Below are 21,388 nucleotides of genomic sequence, written 5' to 3' on the forward strand. Positions count from 1 at the left end.
AAAAAACAACTAATAAGGAGAAAAACATGAGCCAATTTTTTGGCAGCATCTTAACGGTATTTTTTATCATGTTAACCATTGTCATGCCGGGCAGTGCAGAGGCCGGAACCACCAAGTTAAATTACGCCAATTTTCCACCGGCCCCCACCTTTCCCTGTGTACAGATGGAACGTTGGAAGGTTGAAGTGGAAAAACGCACCCAGGGTGCCGTAAAAATAAACACCTTTCCCGGAGGTACTCTTTTGGGAGCCAAAGGCATGATGGACGGTGTCATTGCAGGGCAGGCTGACATCGGGTGTATCTGCATGGCCTACCAGCCCGGACGATTTGTCATCACCAATGGCGTGAGTCTGCCCCTGGGAATTCCCAATTCTAAAACCGGCAGCCTTGTGCTCTTTGATCTTTTTCAAAAATATAAACCTGCCGCCTTTGACAAAGTAAAGGTGCTGACCCTGTTCACCACCGCCCCCACCAACATCATGAGTAAAAAACCGGTGCGAACCCTGGAAGATATCAAGGGAATGGACTTAAGAGCCTCGGGGGGAGCTGCAGAAATACTGAAAAACTGGGGAGCAAACCAGATCGGCATGCCCATGTCTGCCACACCGGAAGCCCTTCAAAAGGGAGTTGTTCAGGGGCTGTTTTCTTCCCTTGAAGTTATGAAAGACCTTAAATTTGCTGACGATTGCAAATATGTGACCATGACCAACACAGTGGTCTATCCCTTTGCTGTTATCATGAATAAATCCAAATGGAAGGCCCTGCCCCAGGATGTTAAAAAAATTATGGATGACCTTGGCCGGGAACAGGCTGAATGGACAGGCACCTACATGGACGGCCATGTGGACAATGCCGTTGCCTGGTCCAAAGAGACCCATAAGGTGGAATTTATCACCTTTGATGAAAAAACAGCTCAATCATGGAATGCCCCCCTGTCCCCCATCACAGAAAAATGGATTACCAAGGCAGATGACAAGGGGTTTCCGGGAAAAGCCATTGTTGACGATATTTCAGAGCTCATTGCCCGATAATTTTTTTATATGAAATACTTCCCTGATTGGCGGAGTGTTTCATATAAAAAAGAAATAACAACTATTTAAAAAAGATAACAATGACTGATTTCCTGAAAAAAATAACCCGCATACAGCTCACCCTGGGGGGCTGTTTTCTGATATTGATGATATGTGTCACCTGTGCCAATATTTTGTTTCGGCAGTTTGGCATGCCCCTGAGGGGAACCTTTGAGGTCATGGGGTTCATGGGTGCCCTTATATTTGCTCTGGCCTTTGGCTATTCCCTGGAAAAAAAAGAACATATCTATGTGAGCATTCTGTTTGATCTATTTCCGCCAAAAGTACAACGGGCCGCCCGCCGTATCAATGCGCTTCTGGGCATGGTGTTTTTTTCTCTGCTCTCTTTTCAACTGGTGAAAAATGCCCTGAACCTGAAGGCCGTTGAAGAAGTATCAGAGACCCTTAGAATACCCTATTATCCCGTTATTCTGGTGCTTGCCTTTGGAACAGCTTACATTGTTCTGTTGATTGTCTGTGAACTTTTCAACCCATCTGGAGATAAATCTTGAGCCTTGCATTCATCGGCATTACAGGTATTCTGGCGCTTCTTTTTATTCTTTTTGTTCTGGGCATGCCCGTGGGTTTTTCCATGGCCATTGTGGGCTTTGCCGGGTTCTGCCATGTGATCAGCCTTCCTGCCGGTATGAACATGGCAGGTTCTGTGTTTTGGGCTGTGTGTTCCAAATACGGCCTCACCGTCATTCCTCTGTTTGTATTCATGGGGCAGATTGCCTTTTATTCCGGTGTCAATGAAAGGCTCTACAAGGCAGCACACACCTGGGTGGGACATATCCGGGGGGGACTTGCCATGGCAACGGTGATGGCTTGCAGCGCCTTTGCCGCCATCTGCGGTTCCAACACTGCCACCGCCGCCACCATGAGTACGGTGGCCCTGCCGGAAATGAAAAAATATGGATATGCACCGGGCCTGAGCACCGGTGCCATTGCCTGCGGCTCCACCCTGGGAGTGGTGATTCCCCCCAGTGTGGTGCTGATCATCATCGGCCTTGCCACAGAGCAGTCCATTGCCAGACTTTTTTATGGGGGAATTGGGGCCGGGGTGCTTTTGACATTGCTTTTAACCCTGTCCATTTCACTGTTGTGTAAAATACGCCCGGACTGGGGACCTGTGGTGGCCAAACGCTCATTAAAGGATCGCATTAATTCTCTCAGCGGTGGAGCAGAGATGTTGATTTTATTTTTGCTGATCATGACAGGTCTTTATGCCGGAATTTTCACCCCTGCCGAGGCCGGGGCTGCTGGCTCTTTTTTTGCCCTGGTGATCAGCCTTGTGAGACGCACCCTTTCCCTGGAAAACTTTAAAAAAGCCGTCAAGGATACCCTTCGGATATCCTGCATGGTGATCATGCTGGTGGCAGGGGCCATGATTTTTGGCAGGTTCCTGGCCATCACACGAATTCCCTTTGATTTGGCGGATTTTGTGGCAGGGCTGAATCTGTCCGACGGGCTTGTCATGCTTTTGATCAGCCTTATCTACATTGCCGGAGGGGCCATCATGGATGCCCTGGCCCTTCTTTTAATCACCATTCCCATATTTTTTCCCCTGGCCGTTCAAATGGGGTATGACCCGGTGTGGTTTGCTGTCACCATCACCGTTATCACCACTCTGGGTGCAGTTACCCCGCCGGTGGGTGCCACCACCTTTGTGGTGGCTGGCATGGCATCCGGGGTGCCCATGAAAGAAGTGTTTAAAGGCGTGGCATTGTTTTTACCCGCCTATATTGTAACCATCATGCTCTTAATTTTATTTCCCGGCATTATCACCTGGCTGCCGGGCCTTCTCCATTAATTTTTTTTATATGAAATACTCTACAGATCAGGGGCGTACTTCATGCTTCGTTGTGGGCAGGAGCGGATCAAAATAAGGTCCGCCCGTGGCGGTTTTATATATAATACAGCCTCCAAGGCAAGCTAAGGCAGAGCCGCCCCCCGACGGGCAATAGGAATAGGAACCGGACAATTGAGCTGTCTACAGTTCCGGTCCGGGCCCATTGCCTGTCGGGGGGCGGCGGTATAATACCATTTGGCTCCGCGTCTACGACCCTATATTTGTTGTGTCCGTCAGGACATATCAGGCATGCTTAACATTGTCATTACATGAAGAAAGGTGCAAATTTAATGAGCGTTGAAAACAAATGCAAACGATGCGGTACCTGCTGTGAAAACGGAGGCCCCGCACTGCACAGCCAGGATATCTCTTTAATAGAAAAAGGCCTTTTAGCCTTTGAGGAGATCATCACCATCAGAAAAGGAGAACTTGTTGATGATCCCGTCACAAAGTCCATTGCGCCTGCAAAAAATGAATTTTTAAAAGTAAAAGGAAGCAAGGGGTCATGGAGCTGTACTTTTTATGATAAAAGCCGGAACCAATGCAGCAGATACGAGCATCGCCCCTTTGCCTGCGGGGTGCTTAAATGCTGGGATACAAAAGAGATTCTTGATCTGGCCGGGAAAGATCTGTTGTCAAGACTTGATATCATAAAAGAGAATAATCCATTAACACAACGGCTGATTGAACATGAATCTCTGTTCCCAGTGCCCGATCTGAAAGGTATCTCCAGAACAATTTCCCGTTCATCCAAAAAAACCATAAAAAAACTTGAGCGGATGTGCAATAAAGACATTGCCCATCGCATTGAATCTGTAGATACCTTTCACCTGTGTGTAAATCTGGAGCTGTTCTATTTTGGTCGACCTATTTTTGAAATGCTCACACCCCTGGGATTTGACATAAGGGAAACAGCTTCCGGGATTAAACTCAAGTTCAGATAAGAATGCCATGCCTCCGAACGTTCCGTTTTTCATACCACATGGGATGATTGCATTTTTTCCGGCTCCATGCTTGATCAGTCTAAGGTGAAATTTTCATTTTTCCGATATGAACCGTGGACATCCACTACTTAAGAATGGAAGAGCCGCCGTCCTCCTCCTGAACCTTTACCTTTCCACCTTCAAGCATTTGAATTGTAAAGGGAAACCACAACCGTGTAACATGGGGCTGCACCGCAAAAAAATTGGTGGAAAAGGCCCCCATGATTTTACTGTAAAAAAGGCTTGCAGTGCCCTGTTTGGCCTCTTCATTAAAATCAATGAGATACCTCACCCGGGCAAGCTCCCCGTGGGTATTATCCACACAGGCGGCCATAAAAGGGGCAGAAGGCTTGTCTCCGGCAATGGTGATCCTGGAAAAATCGCACCCGGCATAATCATTGAGGTACGCCATCACTTTTTCCCGGCCCAGTTCCCGGAACCGCTTATTTAGCAGTTCCCCCCGGGCCACAATAAAATTGAGATTTTTCTCTTCAATATAATGGGCCACCCGATTCAGCAATGCCCCCCCAAAGCTTATCTCATTAATATCTTTTAAATCCAGCACGATTGTTCACCTCTCCAAAACAATGTATATAGAGTTAATCATCACTATCCGTATTGTCATCTGAACTGCAAATCTTGTTTCTGCCCTTTTTTTTGGCATTGTACAGACAATTGTCCGCCTTTCCAATTAATTGGGTGGACTCACTTCCCTTTTGGGGAACGGTGCAGGCAAGACCGATGCTCACTGTTACCAGTTCTGACACCTCGGACAATTCATGGGGAATGGTCAGCCTTTTGATGTTATGCTGCATTCTTGATGCCACCTCCAATGCCCCGTCCAGTCCGATGTTGGTCATCACAGCAACAAACTCTTCCCCCCCGTACCTGGCTATGAAATCCCCGGGACGGAAAAGGGCATCTTTCAAAGCATGTGCCACCTTTTTTAAACAATCATCTCCGTTTTGATGGCCGTAGGTATCATTGTATAATTTAAAATAATCAATATCAATCATAGCAATGGAGATGGGGGAATGATCCCGCATGCTCCGGCGCCACTCCTTGGTAATGATGGCATCAAAATACCTGCGGTTTGAGATACCGGTGAGACCGTCAAGGTAAGAGAGTTGCTCAAGTTTCCGGTTTTTTTCTTCAAGCTCTGCCATCAGTCGATCTTTTTCCCGGGCCAGCTGATAATGGTCCCATGCATGGTCAATGGCATGGCCAAAGGTATCTTCAATGTTTTCATCTTTTATAAGATAGGCATTGGCCCCTCCATAGATGGCTTTCACCGCAGTTTTAATTTCAAGGTTGCTGGTCAGCACAATGATGGGAACATCCTGTTTTGCATCGCGCAGCTCCTGGATAAGTTCCAATCCATCCATTTTCGGCATGTTCATATCGGTAATGATGAGATCCACATCATTGCCTTCATAAAATATTCTTAGCCCCTCCAATCCATTTTGTGCCATTTTAACCCGATAGCCTTTATCAGTAAGAATCTGCTCCAGCATGGCCCGGGCAAAAGGATCATCCTCCACCAGCAAAATGGTTAAATCTCGGGTAGACATATCATATTCCTCTTTGGTAAAATATTTTTTAATAACATTTCAGAGTCCCAGTAAATTTTCAATGGTTTCCAGCAGATTATTTTTATCAAAATCTCCTTTCACAATGTAGGCATTGGCACCGGATGAAATCCCTTTTTTCATATCGCTTTGGCTGTCCCGGGCCGTGACAATGACAATGGGCGTATGGGCATGCATGTCAATGGCCCGAATTTTTTCTGTCATGGCAAAACCGTCAAGACGGGGCATATCCACATCGGAAACAATGAGATCATAGGCAAATTCCCCGGCCTTTTTAAACCCATCCACCCCATCTATTGCAACAGTCACTTTATATCCATGGGATTCCAGAATTGATTTTTCAATTTCCCGGGTGGTGACGGCGTCATCCACCACCAGAATATGGGGGGGAAAACGTTCCGGGTCATGCTCTTTTTCCGAAGAGGCAGTGACCGGACTGTGAATTTTTTTTGCCTGTTCAACCATGTGCAGCATGTGCAACACCAGAATAATTCCATGGCTATCAGATAAAATGGCACCGGTGACCAGGTGCAGCCCCCGCATGTGGAGCGGCAGGGGTTTTACCACCTGCTCTTCTTCGCTGAGCAGGGAATCGATAATCATTCCCAGACGATCTTCTTTCTGGCCTGAAATGAGAATTAACACAGAGGTTTCTTTCCGGATATCAACGCCATGGGAAAAAGGGGCATGCCCCAGTACTTCCCCCATGGAAACCACAGGGACAAGTTCCCCCCGAAGGCGCAATACATCTTTTTCCTGGGCTTTAAAGATTTCATTTGCCGGAATGCTGACAATTTCTGTGACATGGCTTGCGGGAATGGCATAGCACACCGAATTCAAGGTCACAATAAACACATGGATAATGGCAATGGTTTCCGGCAACCGAATGTGAAAAACAGTTCCCCGGCCCGGAGTGGTCTCCACAGTGATGGTGCCGTTGAGTATATTTTCAATATTCTGCCGCACCACATCCATACCCACCCCCCGACCGGAAATATCGGTGATGATCTCCGCTGTACTCAGTCCGGGGTTAAAAATAAGTTGGGCCACCTGCAACGGTTTCATCTCTTTAAGGCTTGATTCAGTTACAATGCCCCGGGACAGGGCTTTTTCGGCAACCTTGTCCACAAGGATGCCGCCTCCGTCATCGGCAACGCTGATACAGACGCGTCCTCCTTCAATGCCTGCACCAATAGAAATGGTACCGTGGGGGGGTTTTCCCGCCTTGAGACGCACCGCCTCGGGTTCCACCCCATGGTCAATGCAGTTTCGAACCATGTGAAGAAGGGGATCTTTGAGATGTTCTGTCATTTTTTTATCCATCTCTGTGTCACCGCCGGAAACTTCAAGGGAAACCGTTTTTTCCGAATGACGGCAAAGATCCCGGACCACCATGTGAAGCGTGTCAAAAACAGTGGATAAAGGCACCATGCGAAGCTCCAGGGAACGCTCCTGCATTTGCCCCATCAAAGGGTGGAACTGTCCCAGGTATCCTTGCATTTTTCTGTCTAACTGCTTTAGTCTATCATGTAAGGAATGAAAAAATTTCTCAAAAGCATGGGAATTTTCCTCATCATGGATCTGTTCTTTTTTTTCAAAAAAAGGCTTAAAATCATCCACCGTTAAAAAGAGATCATGGAGCTGTCGGGCATGGGTTTCGGCTTTTTTGTGGGTGGAAACCACTTCCCCCATGAGATTAATCAAGGCATCCAGCTTGTTCACATCCACGCGGATGGTTTCTTCAACCGCTCCCATTGCCGTACCGGATATTTCATTTTTTTTCAAGGAATCCCGGGAGACGTTGCCATCATCTTTTTGGACATCGGTATCAGTTCTAACCACGGCACCGGTATCCGGGGAGAGGCTGTCTTCTATTTCAGAATCAATTTTCGGGTCCGGGCAATTCTCCTGATCTTCCTGATCCACCTGATCTTCCAGTTCACCCTGGGCTGCCTGCTTGAGCAGAGCCATGATTTTTTTTGGGGGTTCTGTTTCTTCGCCCTGGGAAAGGGAGGTCATCATTTTGGAAAGGGTATCCATGCCGTCAAACAATACCGTGGAAACGGTATGGGAATAGGCAATATTTTTTTTTCTTAATCCATCCAGCACATCCTCCAGCACATGGGCCATTTCACTGATATGAATTAATTTCATCATTCTGGATGACCCCTTAATGGTGTGCGCGGCCCGGAACACTGCATCCACCAAAGAGGAATCCGATGGATTTTCAACCAGAGAAACCAATCCCCGGTTCATTGCACGCAGGTGGTCATTGGCATCTTCTATGAATCGGGGAATGAACTTGGATCTGTCAAACGCCATGGTGAAGTCCAGTGTTAAGTGGTTAAAAGAGCGTGCTGTCGGCACAATTCAAGTATCTGTTTCCTGGAAAAAGAAAGGGGAAAATAGTCAAGCCCGTGGTGGACAAGGTTCTGTTTTTCCAGGAGTCTGACCACAATCGTGGCCTGGCGGGAGGCTTCTTTTTCTCTTCCCAGGTTCCGGAACGCTTGAAACATTAAAAAATGAGCCAGCCAGTTATCCGGCTGAATGTAGGTGGTTTCACGCAATCGGCTCAAACTTTTCAAGGGATTGTTTTCCATTCCTTCAATCATCCCCAAAAGCAGATAGGCAGGAGAATAAATGATATTTTGACCAATCAGATGGCGGCAAAGTTTTTTGGCCCCGTCACCATCACCCTGTTGCATGAGAATTCCTGCCCTTAAGATGAAAATTTTTTCCATGAAATCATCCCGGGTATCCTCTTTTGTTTCCACAATTGTGGAAAGTAGAGATAAGGCAGCATCAAATTGTTTCTGCCGGGCCAGGGCCAATGCCTTTTTATAAGTCATTTCAGAGTTTTTTAGAAATTTTTCATCAATTCCTTTGGGCGGCAAATCGTCGGTTTTGCCATTTGTCTTCCCCAATGATTCATGAACGCCAAGCCTTAATTTCCCTTTCTTTCCCGTTGCAATATCAGATAAATTACCCTTATTAGAAAAATGTCCGTGGATACCGGTGGTACACCAAGGGACTCTTGGCTTTTCTCTCTTCCGGAAGCCGGGCCGGAGATGTCTTGCACTTTCAACGGGCCCCATCCCTTCATGGGAACAGGATTTATCTGATTTTTTTTGATAAACAAAACAACCGTTTATTTCCACCAGGCAAAGGGTTCCTGTATCATGGGAAAGGGTTTCTGCAGATCCCAACACAAGAAATCCTCCGGGATTTAATGCCCTTTCCAGGTGCATCAAAACCTTTGCCCGGGTGCTCTCATCAAAATAGATGGATACATTTCGATAAAAAATAACATCCACGGTGCCGATGATTTCCGGCAGTGGCCCTTTCACCAGATTTGTACGATGGTATTCTATTTTTTCAAGGATATCAGGTCTTATGGCATACTTTTTTTTTGAAATATGCTTAAAATAAAGGGATTTTAATTCACAGGAAAGTTGTCGAAGTTTCCATTTTCCGTATATGCCGCTGCGGGCCGTCAAAAGAGCGGTATTATCAATGTCCAGCCCCATGATTCGAACCGTGGACAGAAAGGAAGATCCATGGGTCTGCTCCAGGGCCATGGCAATGGAACAGGGCTCTTCCCCTGTGGCGCACCCGGCACTGAGAATGGAAAATCTCTTTATTTTCTTTTCATGGGCAAACATTGGAACCATGGCATGGCACAAAAGATCAAGGTGGGCCGGTTCCCGGAAAAAATAACTTTCATTAATGGTCAACTCATCCACAAGGGCATTAAAAACAGCCTGATCCGTGCAAAGATATTTGTAATAATCTCCCACGCTGTCCAGGTCCAATACTGCCATGTGCCGGGCAACCTTATCCTTTAAAACAGTTGTCCGATGGGCGTCAAAGGTAAGCCCTGTACGTTGATAAATTATTTTTTCAATGGCAGAAAGGGACATTATTTTTTCTTGACCAACCCATTGAGGCAGGAACCGATATCATTTAAAGACATCACTTCATCAATGCATCCGCTTTCCAGGGCCGCCTTTGGCATTCCATACACCACACAGGACGCTTCATCCTGGGCAATGGTTCTGCCCCCTGCCCGTTTAACTGCCCGGGCACCCTTTGTTCCATCATTGCCCATGCCGGTGAGCACCACGGCCACACTCTTAGGGCCATAAGTTCCGGCAACGGATTTAAATAATTTATCACAGGAAGGAGTATAGATATCCCCTGGAGCAAAGGGAGAAATCTCAATAATACCCTTTGATGTAATTTCCATATTGCCATTGGCTGGGGAAAGATAAATAGTACCCGGTAAAATTTTTTCCCCGGATATCCCGATTTTTACCCGGGCATGCGAGGTCTCCCGGTTCAACCATTCCATCAACCCATCATCAAATCCCCTGGCAATGTGCTGGGACACCACCACCGGCACATCCAGGGTATGGGTAAGCCCGGCAAAAAGCCCTATCAAGGCACTGGGGCCCCCTGTGGAACTTGCAATGGCAACGATTTCCGGAAAAATCTGCCCCGACGATCCACTGTCGGGTTGTTTTATTTTATTTTCCTTTGTTGCGGCATTGCGTCTGATATGGCGAACCACTTTTACCTTGGAAAGCAGTTTAATTCTCCTGGCAAAATGATCGCTGTTAAAACTGTCCATACTCGGTTTGGGTAACAGCTCCAAAGCCCCCCGGGAGATGGCATCATAGGCGGTTCCTGCATCGTCAAGGGAGGTGAAAACCAGGATGGGCAGGGCATTGTCTCCCCCCATGATCCGCTCAATGGCCTCAAGACCGTTCATTTCAGGCATTTCAATGTCCATGGTGACAAGATCGGGCTTAAGCTCAGAAATTTTTTCCAGGGCATCCAGCCCGTTAACCGCCTCCCCCACCACATCAATATCCGGATCTGATTTCAATAGATCCTTAAGGACCGCCCGGACAAATGTACTGTCATCCACAATCACTACCCGTACAGGTGCCATGGTAATTCTCCAAAAATTAAAATTTCAAAAACCGCTTTAAGGTCTTGTAAAAGGTCCAAAATTTATTTTTCACTCCAATCCCCTGCGAATAAGCAAGGTCTAAGTCCATATATGTTGGATAAGAATTCATGGGCCCACTTTTTACAGGTCCATGAATTTTAAACAGATTTTTAAAGTTTAAAGTCTTTGACAAGGACTTGTAGCTGGGATGCCAGCTGATTTAAAACTTCACCGTTTTCACCAATCTGTGTGATGGCCCGGGTGGTTTGCCTGCCACTGTCATCAATCTCTTTAAGGGCCTGGACCACCTGCTCACTGGCAGTTTTCTGCTGCTGGGTGGAAAGGGTGATCTGTTGGGCCGCATCCCGGGTATCCTGGGATTTTTCAACAATATTAACAAGGGTGTCCCGGGTGTGGGAAGTAAAACTTAATCCTTCATTGATGCAGCCGGTGTTTTTCTCCGAGGCCAGCATCATGTGATCCACGGCATCTTGAATTTCAGTGATCCGTTTTTCCGTCTCCCTGGTGGAGGCTTCCACGTTTTCAGCCAGCCGTCTGATCTCCACCGCCACAACCCCGAACCGCTTACCTGCTTCACCGGCACTGGATGCCTCCAACGCCGCATTAAAGGCAATGAGTTTGGTTTGATCTGCAATATTGTTGATAATACCCATGATTTTTGAAATTTCACGGGTTTTATTACCCAGTTCATGGACACCTTTCACTGTCTGGGTATTATCGGTGTAAATTTCCTCCATTTTATCGCCCACAAGGGAAACAGACCTTTCCCCTTCATTGGCGTGCGCAAGGGCCTCTTCTGCAATGGTGAGCACCCGGTTTGCATGTTCTGCTATCTGCTGGGAGGATGCGGAAAATTCAGCCATGGTGGAGGTGATTTCCGTCACCGATGCCGATTGTTCCGATGCACTTGCCACCTGGTTCTGGAGGGCAGTATTGATCTCCTGGCTGTTGGCCGTAAGACGGGTCACCACTTCAATGATTTTACCCACCATTTCCCTCACTGCCTGGATCATGAAATTCATGGTTTTGGAAAGATGTCCCATTTCATCTGTGGAGACCACACCAATCTCATCCCTGAGATCCCCGTGGGAGAGTTTTTTTGACACCCTCATGATTCCCGCCACAGGCTGGAGCACTGTTCTGGATAAAAAGAGAGAACAGACGCCCCCCATTACAAATAGAATCACAAACAGCATCACCACCTGAAAAACAATAATATTACGAATTAAAGCCGATTCATAGGAGGTATCGGTCTCCAGGGTCATCACACCGACCTGCTTTGATTTATAATCTTTTATGGGAAAGGCTGCCATGGCTTTTTTTCCATCCAGCCGTGCAATAAAACCGTTTTGTCCCTGATCAAGCAAGGAAAGAAAAGTTCCTTTGGAAGAAATTTGGTTCTGATTTCCCATAACCTGGACATACCGATCATCCACAAGGGGATATTTTTCATTGTCCTGGAGCCGATGGGTAATGGAGAGAAAAGATTTATTCATATAAAGCCGCACCAGATAATGATCATGGGCAAACAAGGTTTTTACCAGGGGGGCAAAATCAAACAACACCTCCACCGAGCCAAGGGGTTTACCGTTGGTGTTTACCACCGGGGAAAGGCCCCGGATCACAAAACCGCCCCGGCCAAGCTCAATGCCTTTCACCGGTTTTCCCGTGGCATTGACATCCAGCACAGTTTGTCTGAAATCAGAGATATCATCGGACCTGTCCTCCCATTTTCCATTGAGCTTAATCTGCTGTTTTCGCCACATGCGAACCAGGCTGCGCCCGTTGGGTAGATGAAAATGAAGTTTCATTTTTCCACTGCCGGTGAGGGTCTCATATCCATCCAGGGCCTCCTTTAAATCCCGGCGTAACATCTGCCGGGCCTGCTGGGATTGGGGAGATAGGGGATCATCAATATCACCGGAGTGGGCCAGTTCAAAGGCCTCTATCACCTGGGGTAAGCGGGAAAAAAGGGAGGATTTTTCCAATACCTGCTGGGCCGTGAATTCCACGCTTTTTAAAAGAACTGCCATGGAATTTTCCATGGGTTTGGAAATCATCTCTGTTTTTAGCTTGTTCAACTGATTCACGGTCACCAGGCATCCCAGGGAGAACATGACAAGCATTATAATAAACGGGAGGAGGGTATTCTTCTGTTTCAAGTTCATCATTTCACCTTATTCAAATTATGAAGGAAAAGATGCCTTCAGGGGCGACACCGTATATAACTGCCACGGCAGGCTTTATTTTGATAGTGTAGTGTATGGATTGATCTACTTCAAGAAAAATTTACAGTGTAAGGCAATAAGCGTCATGGAAACATGGCAAGTGGTTCCACCACCAGCATCATGCGTTTTTCCATAAGATACACTGCCCGGAAGGGGCTATCCTTGGTGAACTGATTCACCAGAACAGGAAAAGGATTGATCTGCTCAGCGGGAACCTCGACGGGCATATCCCGGGGCGCATCAATGATCAAATGAAACGGCCCGGTGCCTGATACAATATGTAAGGCTTTGGGGGAATCATATACCACAGGGGTCTGGGGGAAATTAACTTTTTCATGGAACCACACAATGCCTGATTTTTTATTTGTCAGTGATTCCACCGGTACCATGGCTGTGATGTGTTCCACGTCCATGGCAAAGTCAATGCCCATGATGGTAAATAAAAGCAGGGTCATCTCATTTTTCACAATTAAATTCCTTCCATGCTTTGGTCAAAATAAAAATGTTACCCATCCTATATGCCATTATTATCTTTCTGGGGGGAAGCGCTTTATTTGATCAGTTCAGCAAATATTTTTTTCACACTGAGCAAAACCACATAATGGTCTTTGTAGAGTTCTCCGCCGCCCAGGGCATATTTTCTGGTGGCAGCAGGCAGGGTGGATATCACCGGTTTTATCCGGCAAGGGTCAATGGAAAGCACATCTTCAACACTTTCCACCTGGATACCGGATAAGATATCCTCGCACTGCGCCAGGATAAACCGGGTAGAAGCACCAATGGGGGCATCGTCCATTTCAAGCAGGTCATGAAGGTTCACCACCGATTCAATGACGCCGCGCACATTAATAATCCCACGGATTGTCCGGGGGCATCCCGGTACCTGGGTGACCGGGGTGTGTGGTAAAATTTCCCTCACTTCGGCCCCTTTAAATGCAAAATAACGCCGGGCCATGGAAAATATGACAATTTCTATTTTTTCATTGGAACTGTCCGAGGGATGATTTTCCACGTCTTTGTCCTGGACAGCATCCTGACGGGTTTGATCTTTTTGGATGTCACTCATTTTTATCCGCCTCACACAACTTTTATCGGGTCTGGAATCAACTATGGATTAAATTTTAAAACAAAACTTCCTGGGGTTTAATTTTGGACACCCCGGGTATCAAGGTTTTAGTACTGATCACCCCATTAAACTGCCTGATTTTATCATGGACAAAATTGGAAATAACCTCAGCATCGGAGCTGAGCAAATCCCTTGTCAACACCGTTTTAACCAATAAATCCACATCTCCATGCACCGCATGGACCTCCATCACTTCATCCAGTTCATACAGGCGTTCTAGAATCCGATTCTCCTGCTTTCCCTTGACATTCATGAGAACAAAGGCAGTGATTCCCTGCTTCATCTCCGGGTATTCCAGCTCTTTGAGCTTTGCCATATTGGATCGGAAATCCTCCATATTATTGGGAATCATGCGCCCCAGGCCAATGCCGTAGGCCACGTTCTTTTTCTTTCCCCAATACCCGGAAGAAATATAAGTATAAAGATCTGCCAGGGTACGATTGGAAAATCGTTCCAACAGCCCTCCCCTTTTGATAATGGCACAAAAAGGGGTGTAAATGGTTTTATACCAGTCCCTGGCAGCCTTGAAAAGAGTGACATCACCCTTGGTCTCACCTTTAAGATATTGATGATGCTGCTGAATCTGCCCTGAAAGTTGACGGTATTTACCGGGTTCAGTGAGCTTGATCACCCGGGGAAGGCCTGTCTCTTCACAAAACTGCACCATTTCCTTATAAAGAAGGTTATCAAGGGTTTCAATGCTGGGGATAAATTCCAGAATGGTGGCCAGAATTTCATCGTGCTTCAACTGCTTTGCCGCAGCCACCCTGTGATTGCCGTCCATGACATAGTATTCATCCTTGATCTGGTACAGCTTGATGGGGGGGAGTACTTTGCCGGTGCGCATGGCCTCCAGCACGCTTAGAAACCGTTCCGAGGTTTTATTGCCCCGGAATCGGAATTGATCATCAAAATCTTGATAACGTCCCACGCTTCCTGTGATCTGGGCCACTTTAACGGTTTGAACCCCTCGATCCTTTGTATCAAAAGCGCCTTCTATCTCTTGCCTGGTCTTGAAATAATTTGCATCCTTGAGCCTGGTATCAGAATCCTTTTGACCGGTTAATTTCCGAAACCAGCGTTTAAGGGTGGATGTGGATGATGTTGTAACCATAGGTATTAATCACCTTTGTTTTATTAACCCGGGTTATGCGTTCCTCCGGAGAATCAAAATCCCGATGGATATGGCCATGGATAAAATAGGCAGGCCCATATTTATCAATAAAAGTACCAAAACACCTGAAACCTCTGTGGCAAGGGTCTTCTGCATCATGGATGTATCTTGGTGATGCATGGGTGATGACAATATCCACCCCCCGGTTCCGCCACAGGGAAAATTTCAATCTACGGATATACCTTTTCATCTCTTGTTCCGTATATTGATTGACACCGCCATTGTACCATCTTGAGCCCCCAAGCCCCAGGATTTTCAGGCCCTGGTATTTTGCAATGCGTCCATGGATATCAGTGCATCCCTGGGGCGGTTTTTCATTGTATCGGATATCATGGTTACCCCGGACATAAAAAAGAGGCCCCCCAAATACGTGACATAAAAAGGAGAGATACTCTGGAGGCAGATCCCCACAGGCCATGACAAGGTCAATGTCCGGGAATGCCTTTTTATCCAGTTCTTTGTAAAGTTCAGGAACCACCACATCTGATACAGTCAATATTTTCATCGGGTGATCATAATCCTTTTATTTTTTCATACAACGGTCATGGCCTGCCGGACACAGCGAATATTGGAATATGCTATCATACCGCCCCCCACGGGAAAACTTTTCTCCAAGTTCAAGGAATAAAAACAATCATATGGATCGAGCAATTTCCTCGGCTTCGCTGATGCAGAACATCAGATGGCGGGGCAGTTTAGCATCTCCGATGACATGGAATGTGGCATCGGTTTTATCTTCCAATGTTTTGATTTCACGCACGGAGACCTGCTTTTCAGAAATCACAACCATGTCACATCCTTCCAGGGAAAGGCTCTCTCCCCGGGTTTTAAAGCTGACCCCATCCCGGGTAAATCCCTTGATGCTGACTTTTTTATAAAGGGTAATATTTTTTTCCTTAATACTTTCCCGGAGATAATAGCGATCATTGGCAGACATCTCTTCGGCAAAACGGTTTTTGCGGTTTAACACATGCACTTCACAGCCCTGCTGTCCCAGAAAATCAGCAGTGACCAACCCGGTCATCCCGCCCCCCAGTACAATGACTTTTTTCCCGGGGGGTTCTTCGCCGGAAAGGATATCCACATTGGTTACAAGGGCCATATGGGTCTGAAATAAGCCTTTAATTACGGGCATATCCGGCATGGAGCCCGTGGCCAGGATCACTTTGTCCGGTTTAAATTCATCTAAAACAGCCTCATCCAGCATGGTATCATGCTCAATCTCAATGCCAAGACGGACAAGTTCATTTCTAAAAAAATTAAGGATATCATTGATCTCCCCCCGCCCGGGTGCCTTGGATGCAAGGGCCATGAGACCACCGGTGTCCGGTCCTTTTTCCACCACCTTCACCCCATGGCCCCTCAGGGCAAAAAGGCGTGCGGCAGCCATGCCCGACGGGCCTGCCCCCACCACCAAAATTTTTTGTGGGTTTAATGTTTTGCCTTCATCCCTTACCTGGGCTTCACGCCCCACGTCAGGGTTCACCACGCAGGAACCGGGTTCCCCGGCAAGTACGGCATGGATGCATCCCAGACAACACCCCACACAGGGCCTTATGGCGGAAAAATTGCCAGCCAGGGCTTTGGCTGGCATGTGGGGATCGGCAAGGAGCGCCCGGCCCATGGCCACCATGTCTGCATCCCCCCTGGCCAAAATTTCATCGGCAAACTGCGGATCTTTGATTCTACCCACAGCGATCACCGGCACCGTTGCCACAGCCTTCACAGCCTTTGCCAGGTGAACAAAACACCCATGGGGGGAGTACATGGAAGGAATGGTCAGTTCTGTGGAGCCATACACCCCCGCTGACACATGGATGTATGCGGCCCCTGCCTTTTCAATAAAAGGTACCAGACGTACGGTATCTTCCAGGGTCCAGCCATTTTCCATGAAATCATTGCCGTTAATCCGAATACCCACGGGAAAATCAGGCCCGGTTTTTTCCCGGATATCAGCCATGACTTCAAAAAAGAAACGGGTTCTGTTCTCAAAGCTGCCGCCGTATTCATCGGTGCGAACATTGGCATTGGGGGACATGAATTGATTGATCAAATAACCGTGGGCCGCATGGATCTCCACAAAATCAAACCCGGCATCCTTGCATCTCCGGGTGGCGTCGCCAAAACAACCTGCAATTTCTTTTATTTCCGGAACTTCAAGGGCCCGCACCTCTCCCTTCACCACTGCAGGGGCCGGAATGGCGGAAGGGGCTACTTTTTGGGGAAGATAGCATTGACGCCCTCCATGCATGAGCTGGACCCCGAACCGGGTACCATACCCCTTGACTTTGTCAACCATTTGTTTTAAGGCTGGGATACATTTATCGTCATAAAGCAATGGCAGATCCGGCTGTTCCTGTCCTCCGGGATGAACGCCGCCCCCGCCCACCATCATCATTCCTACGCCCCCCCTGGCCCGCTCCAGAAAATACTCTGTCAGCTGATCGGTGACATAGCAATTATCGTCCACACCAAAATTAATACTCATGGATGGCATTAAAAGGCGATTTTTAACTGTCATGGAACCGATTTCAATGGGTGAAAACAGATGGCTCAGTTGGGGCATGTGGATATCCTCCTGCATAAAAATAAATGATTAAACTCTGTTCGTATGATAACGAATAGAGTCAAAATAAAGAAATATTGCAGTCTGGTGGATCTTTCAGGGTCTGTTTTAAAATAGATGAATGGGCAGCTTTCCACTGATTTTAAAACAAGCTTTTAAAATTCTGTGAATTATATATAGATCTATTCAAAAAATTTGTAAAAGTATTTCTGGAAAGAATAATCGCTTCTTTTACCCCTTTGTATCTCTAAAAAAACAAACCCCAAAAATTCAAACCAGAACACCCCTTCTGAGTCTACGATTCAGAAGGGGTGTTTTTTAATTTCTAAATGCTCATATTTTTTTTATATGAAAGGCAGCCTCCAAGGCAAGCTAAGGCAGAGCCGCCCCCCGATGGGCAATAGGAACCGGACAATTGAGCTGTCTACAGTTCCGGTCCGGGCCCATTGCCCGTCGGGGGGCGGCGGTATAATACCATTTGGCTCCGCGTCGACGACCTTATATTTGTTGTGTCCGCCAGGACATGTGAGTTATATAAAACTCCATCCAAAAAGCTGTAATAATTAGAGTTTCATTTTTCTTTGTGGGCAGAGCCGGATCAAAATAAGGTCTTCCCAAGGCAGTTATTAAAAAATGAATGTATCAATATAGCGTGCCTTCCAGGGTGAACCCGGAAATGCCAAGCTTTTTACCACAATACTGCGCATCAAAGGGGTAGACCCGGAACTCAATGGCATTGTCAATGGCAGTATATCCCTCCCGGGGCAGATTAAAAGAGAGCACCACATCTTTAACCGACCAGAAGTCATAATAATCTGAAACAAAAATCTCGTCACCGTTTTTAAATCCGTCAACACTGGAAAAAACAGCATATTGATGTCCCCCATGGTTATCCATCCGACGAATGGTCAAGGTCACAGCGGCCCCGCCAAGATCCATGGTCCACCCCACTGCCGGTTCCAGTGAGACAGCAGCATATTGATTTTCTTTAACGGCGGTGCTCAGGGATGTCAGCTTCTTTTTATTGCAAAGGGAAAACACCATGGCATCATCATCCCCAAGGGGCGTTACCCCACTTCCCAGGGTCCATCCATGATAAATAATATTGGGATACAGTTCATCGGTAAGATCCCATGGAGTGTTCAAGGCTGGAGACACCCCCGTAAGCCTGGAGGTGACCAAGGTGGGAGGTCCCACCACAGGTTCCGGTTCTTCCGGTGGTGGTGGATTTTCATCAATCCAGGTATTGAGAATTTGAAATTTAGGGGATGTGTCACTTGCCTGAAACAAATGTTCAAAAACACCCCAGCTACCCCATTTATTGTAGGCACCAATATAGGAAAAATTATTAAAATGGCTTACCCCCTTTGTTTGAAGCAAGGTAAGATACTGGGTATACAATGCCCCCATTTCCAAAGATCGGTTGGCTGCAAGCAGTTTGCCCGTTAATATGTCGTTGTTTTCATTGCCCAGGGTTCCCACCAGATGCTGGCCGCCCTCATAACATATCAACTCCAGATTATGAGCCATGGCCAAGGCTTTTTGGGCCGTTATTTCATCAGGCAGGGTAAGCTCAATGTCTTCCTGTGCCCGGGATAAAATGTCCGTGACAGAAATAGAATCCACCTCCTGTCTGTCCACAATATCATCTGCCACATCCCCTCCAAAATAAGGTGCCATGGCCAGAGCGTCAGGCTGTATACCATCCGGGTTAAGCTGAGGATCAGAAAAAATGTCAAGCCGCATTTCAGAAATGCCGCTGTTCGCCGACTGGGTGGCCAAAACCTTCACAATCCTTGTGTGCATATCTGCACCAAAAACCTCTTGAAAAAGACGCCATATTTCAGCAGAGCGCACCCCTGCGTATTTTTGTCCAGCTTTCCAGCGGTCCCCATCCAACCCCAAAGCAACGCCTTTATCTTGAACCCAGAGGGTCTGGGAGAACGAAGAACTGCAATTCCAGGTTTCATTGGAATATTCCACATAAATTTTAATATCAGGACCCACCGTGTTTTTTAACAATTGGGCACATTGGGAAATATAATTATCATCTGCCTGATGGGGGATACATATCCACAGATCTTTTTCCAGATCATTGGCCAGCATGACCATGTATTCCAAAGCCACCCCATTGTTTCCGGCCTGGGTATAATCACCGGGTTGGGTGCGATCATTCCATGTTACCACCGGTGATGCATTGGTGCGTCCCCAGTCCATGAACCTGAGCACTGAAAAATTTGTCAGCCGTGTTTTATATTCTGGATGAAAGGGATTTGATTCATCAGATATATAGCCCGGGGTCATGATTTTAAAATTTCTTAGATAATCGCTGCTGTCTGTGGATAAAATTTCCAGCCATATGGTGCCGGTCTGCTCCTCGTCCATGGTCACATCAAATGAAAATGTTTTGATTCCCTGGGTGTCCGATTCAATGATGTTCAATGCTCCGCCCGACCCTTTGATTGTAAAGTTCCCCATGCCTTCATAGGTCAGGGTGTAGGTGCCACCTTTCACCACGGTGACCAGGGTATGAACCGTCTGGGGAAAATCTGAAGTTGCGGGTACAAAGGGTACCTGGGTGGGCCATCCATTTGCATCCCTGGGGATATCATCGTAAAATTTTGTATTCCAGGAGCCTGAATCATCGGCATTTTGTGTGCACCAGGGTCTTGCTTTTTTAAAAACATCCAGGAAGACATGGTCAAAGGACCAGTCTGAAACGGAATTAAGATTCATTCCAATATCCATGGAAAACGCAGATAAAGGTAAAAATAATACCAAAGTCATCGCCAAGACGAATCTTTGTATCTTTTTTATCATGACCACCTCACTGATATGATTGAAATTTGTTCTGAATCATAGCAGGAGATCTCTCAAAAGACCACAACTATTTCAATCAAAACAAACTTTTAAATATATCAAACTGCTCCTTTGAGATGCCTGCCACTCCGGCAGGTCGCTGCACTTCATCGTGACAGTCAGAACCTCCGGTGACCACAAGGTTGTATTTTTCAGCCCATCCCCTTAACAAGGTTCGGTGCTCCAAGGTATGGCCCGGATAGCTGACTTCAATGCCATGGAGCCCCACATCCAGAAACCGGGGAAAGAGCCTTTCCACGGTCTCCACCGGGGGAAGCACCTCTCTGTAGTGCCCTTTGCCGGGGAAAGACCCTGCAGCAGGATGGGCCAATACTGTTACCACAGGAAATGCTGATGTAAATGATTTCACCAGGGCAATATCAATGCCCGATGGCAGGTAGGCCGGACTATTGTTGCCAATGACATGGTTAATCTGATCCCGGTCTGTGATGCCATGTTTTTCTGCCAGGGCCAGGGCAAAATGGCGCCGGGACACCGAAGGCGCATACGCTGCAATTTCATCATGGGTCATGGGCCTTGACAACACGGCCTCGTCTCCCTCCGGGCCGAATATACGATTTATTTCCGCCACCCTGGCCCGGATCAGGGCTTCCCCCCTGCCCTTTCCAAGGGTTGTTTTCAAGGTATCTATAAATTCATGATTTTTAAGTAAATCCGGTGAAAAATAACATAACAGGTGCAAGGTTCCGGTGAAAAAAGACTCCTTAAACCGCACAGACACCTCCACCCCGGGCACCACCTCAATGCCCAGACGGGTCCCCTGTTCCAGGGCCGTTTCCAGCCCCCCCACGGTATCATGATCCGTTACCCCCACAGCAGAAACACCCAGGCGTGCCATGATGGAAATGAGCGTTTCCGGGGTATAATCGCCATCGGATGCTGTGGTGTGATTATGCAAATCTGCGTAAAACATTAAAACACTCCAAAATTATAAATTTTATTCAT

17 protein-coding genes are annotated in these 21,388 nt (G+C 47.0%); 4 read left to right on the forward strand and 13 right to left on the reverse strand.

Going from position 1 to position 21,388, the window contains the following annotated elements:
- The first annotated feature begins 26 nt into the window (after window positions 1-26).
- From B9A32_RS06625 to B9A32_RS06640, 4 genes are all read left to right on the forward strand, one after another.
- Window positions 27-1,031, forward strand: a complete 1,005-nt coding sequence (locus B9A32_RS06625) for a TRAP transporter substrate-binding protein (RefSeq protein ID WP_084067724.1) — start codon at window positions 27-29, stop codon at window positions 1,029-1,031.
- An 80-nt stretch (window positions 1,032-1,111) separates the two neighbouring features.
- On the forward strand, window positions 1,112-1,582 hold the full coding sequence (locus tag B9A32_RS06630) for a TRAP transporter small permease (RefSeq protein ID WP_084067726.1): 471 nt from the start codon (window positions 1,112-1,114) through the stop codon (window positions 1,580-1,582).
- On the forward strand, window positions 1,579-2,883 hold the full coding sequence (locus B9A32_RS06635; RefSeq protein ID WP_084067728.1) for a TRAP transporter large permease: 1,305 nt from the start codon (window positions 1,579-1,581) through the stop codon (window positions 2,881-2,883). The genes B9A32_RS06630 and B9A32_RS06635 overlap by 4 nt, the downstream gene beginning before the upstream one ends.
- A gap of 329 nt (window positions 2,884-3,212) precedes the next feature.
- Window positions 3,213-3,866: a YkgJ family cysteine cluster protein gene (locus B9A32_RS06640; RefSeq protein ID WP_170923730.1), complete on the forward strand. Its 654-nt coding sequence runs from the start codon at window positions 3,213-3,215 to the stop codon at window positions 3,864-3,866.
- A gap of 124 nt (window positions 3,867-3,990) precedes the next feature.
- Here B9A32_RS06640 and B9A32_RS06645 read toward each other — a convergent pair whose 3' ends face one another.
- The 13 genes from B9A32_RS06645 to B9A32_RS06705 form a co-directional block, all read right to left on the reverse strand.
- Complete coding sequence (locus tag B9A32_RS06645; RefSeq protein WP_084067733.1) at window positions 3,991-4,470, reverse strand: hypothetical protein; 480 nt, start codon at window positions 4,468-4,470, stop codon at window positions 3,991-3,993.
- Window positions 4,471-4,504: 34 nt separating this feature from the next.
- Window positions 4,505-5,476, reverse strand: coding sequence for a diguanylate cyclase (locus B9A32_RS06650; protein WP_084067735.1), 972 nt, complete (start codon window positions 5,474-5,476; stop codon window positions 4,505-4,507).
- Between the two features lie 39 nt (window positions 5,477-5,515).
- Window positions 5,516-7,816, reverse strand: a complete 2,301-nt coding sequence (locus B9A32_RS06655; protein ID WP_084067737.1) for a hybrid sensor histidine kinase/response regulator — start codon at window positions 7,814-7,816, stop codon at window positions 5,516-5,518.
- Between the two features lie 14 nt (window positions 7,817-7,830).
- Window positions 7,831-9,414 (reverse strand): CheR family methyltransferase, encoded by a 1,584-nt coding sequence (locus B9A32_RS06660; protein WP_084067739.1) that lies wholly within the window; start codon window positions 9,412-9,414, stop codon window positions 7,831-7,833.
- Window positions 9,414-10,448: a chemotaxis-specific protein-glutamate methyltransferase CheB gene (gene cheB, locus B9A32_RS06665; protein ID WP_084067741.1), complete on the reverse strand. Its 1,035-nt coding sequence runs from the start codon at window positions 10,446-10,448 to the stop codon at window positions 9,414-9,416. The genes B9A32_RS06660 and cheB overlap by 1 nt, the downstream gene beginning before the upstream one ends.
- Before the next feature lie 170 nt (window positions 10,449-10,618).
- Window positions 10,619-12,595: a methyl-accepting chemotaxis protein gene (locus B9A32_RS06670; protein ID WP_212637835.1), complete on the reverse strand. Its 1,977-nt coding sequence runs from the start codon at window positions 12,593-12,595 to the stop codon at window positions 10,619-10,621.
- Between the two features lie 185 nt (window positions 12,596-12,780).
- Window positions 12,781-13,164 (reverse strand): hypothetical protein, encoded by a 384-nt coding sequence (locus B9A32_RS06675; protein WP_084067746.1) that lies wholly within the window; start codon window positions 13,162-13,164, stop codon window positions 12,781-12,783.
- A gap of 83 nt (window positions 13,165-13,247) precedes the next feature.
- A complete protein-coding gene (locus B9A32_RS06680) occupies window positions 13,248-13,763 on the reverse strand; it encodes a chemotaxis protein CheW (protein ID WP_084067748.1) in 516 nt (171 codons plus the stop codon).
- A 55-nt stretch (window positions 13,764-13,818) separates the two neighbouring features.
- Window positions 13,819-14,937 (reverse strand): Lrp/AsnC ligand binding domain-containing protein, encoded by a 1,119-nt coding sequence (locus B9A32_RS06685; protein WP_084067750.1) that lies wholly within the window; start codon window positions 14,935-14,937, stop codon window positions 13,819-13,821.
- A complete protein-coding gene (locus tag B9A32_RS06690) occupies window positions 14,906-15,502 on the reverse strand; it encodes a metallophosphoesterase family protein (protein WP_084067752.1) in 597 nt (198 codons plus the stop codon). Before B9A32_RS06690 ends, B9A32_RS06685 begins: the two co-directional genes overlap by 32 nt.
- A 129-nt stretch (window positions 15,503-15,631) precedes the next feature.
- Entirely contained in the window at window positions 15,632-17,563 is a 1,932-nt protein-coding gene (locus tag B9A32_RS06695) for an oxidoreductase (RefSeq protein ID WP_084067754.1), read from the reverse strand.
- Window positions 17,564-18,205: 642 nt separating this feature from the next.
- Window positions 18,206-20,299 (reverse strand): hypothetical protein, encoded by a 2,094-nt coding sequence (locus tag B9A32_RS06700; RefSeq protein ID WP_084067757.1) that lies wholly within the window; start codon window positions 20,297-20,299, stop codon window positions 18,206-18,208.
- 160 nt (window positions 20,300-20,459) lie between these two features.
- Window positions 20,460-21,356, reverse strand: a complete 897-nt coding sequence (locus B9A32_RS06705; protein WP_084067758.1) for a PHP domain-containing protein — start codon at window positions 21,354-21,356, stop codon at window positions 20,460-20,462.
- Between the last annotated feature and the right edge of the window lie 32 nt (window positions 21,357-21,388).

Origin of the sequence: Desulfocicer vacuolatum DSM 3385, from assembly GCF_900176365.1 — a bacterium.
GTDB classification, from domain to species: Bacteria; Desulfobacterota; Desulfobacteria; order Desulfobacterales; family Desulfobacteraceae; genus Desulfocicer; species Desulfocicer vacuolatum.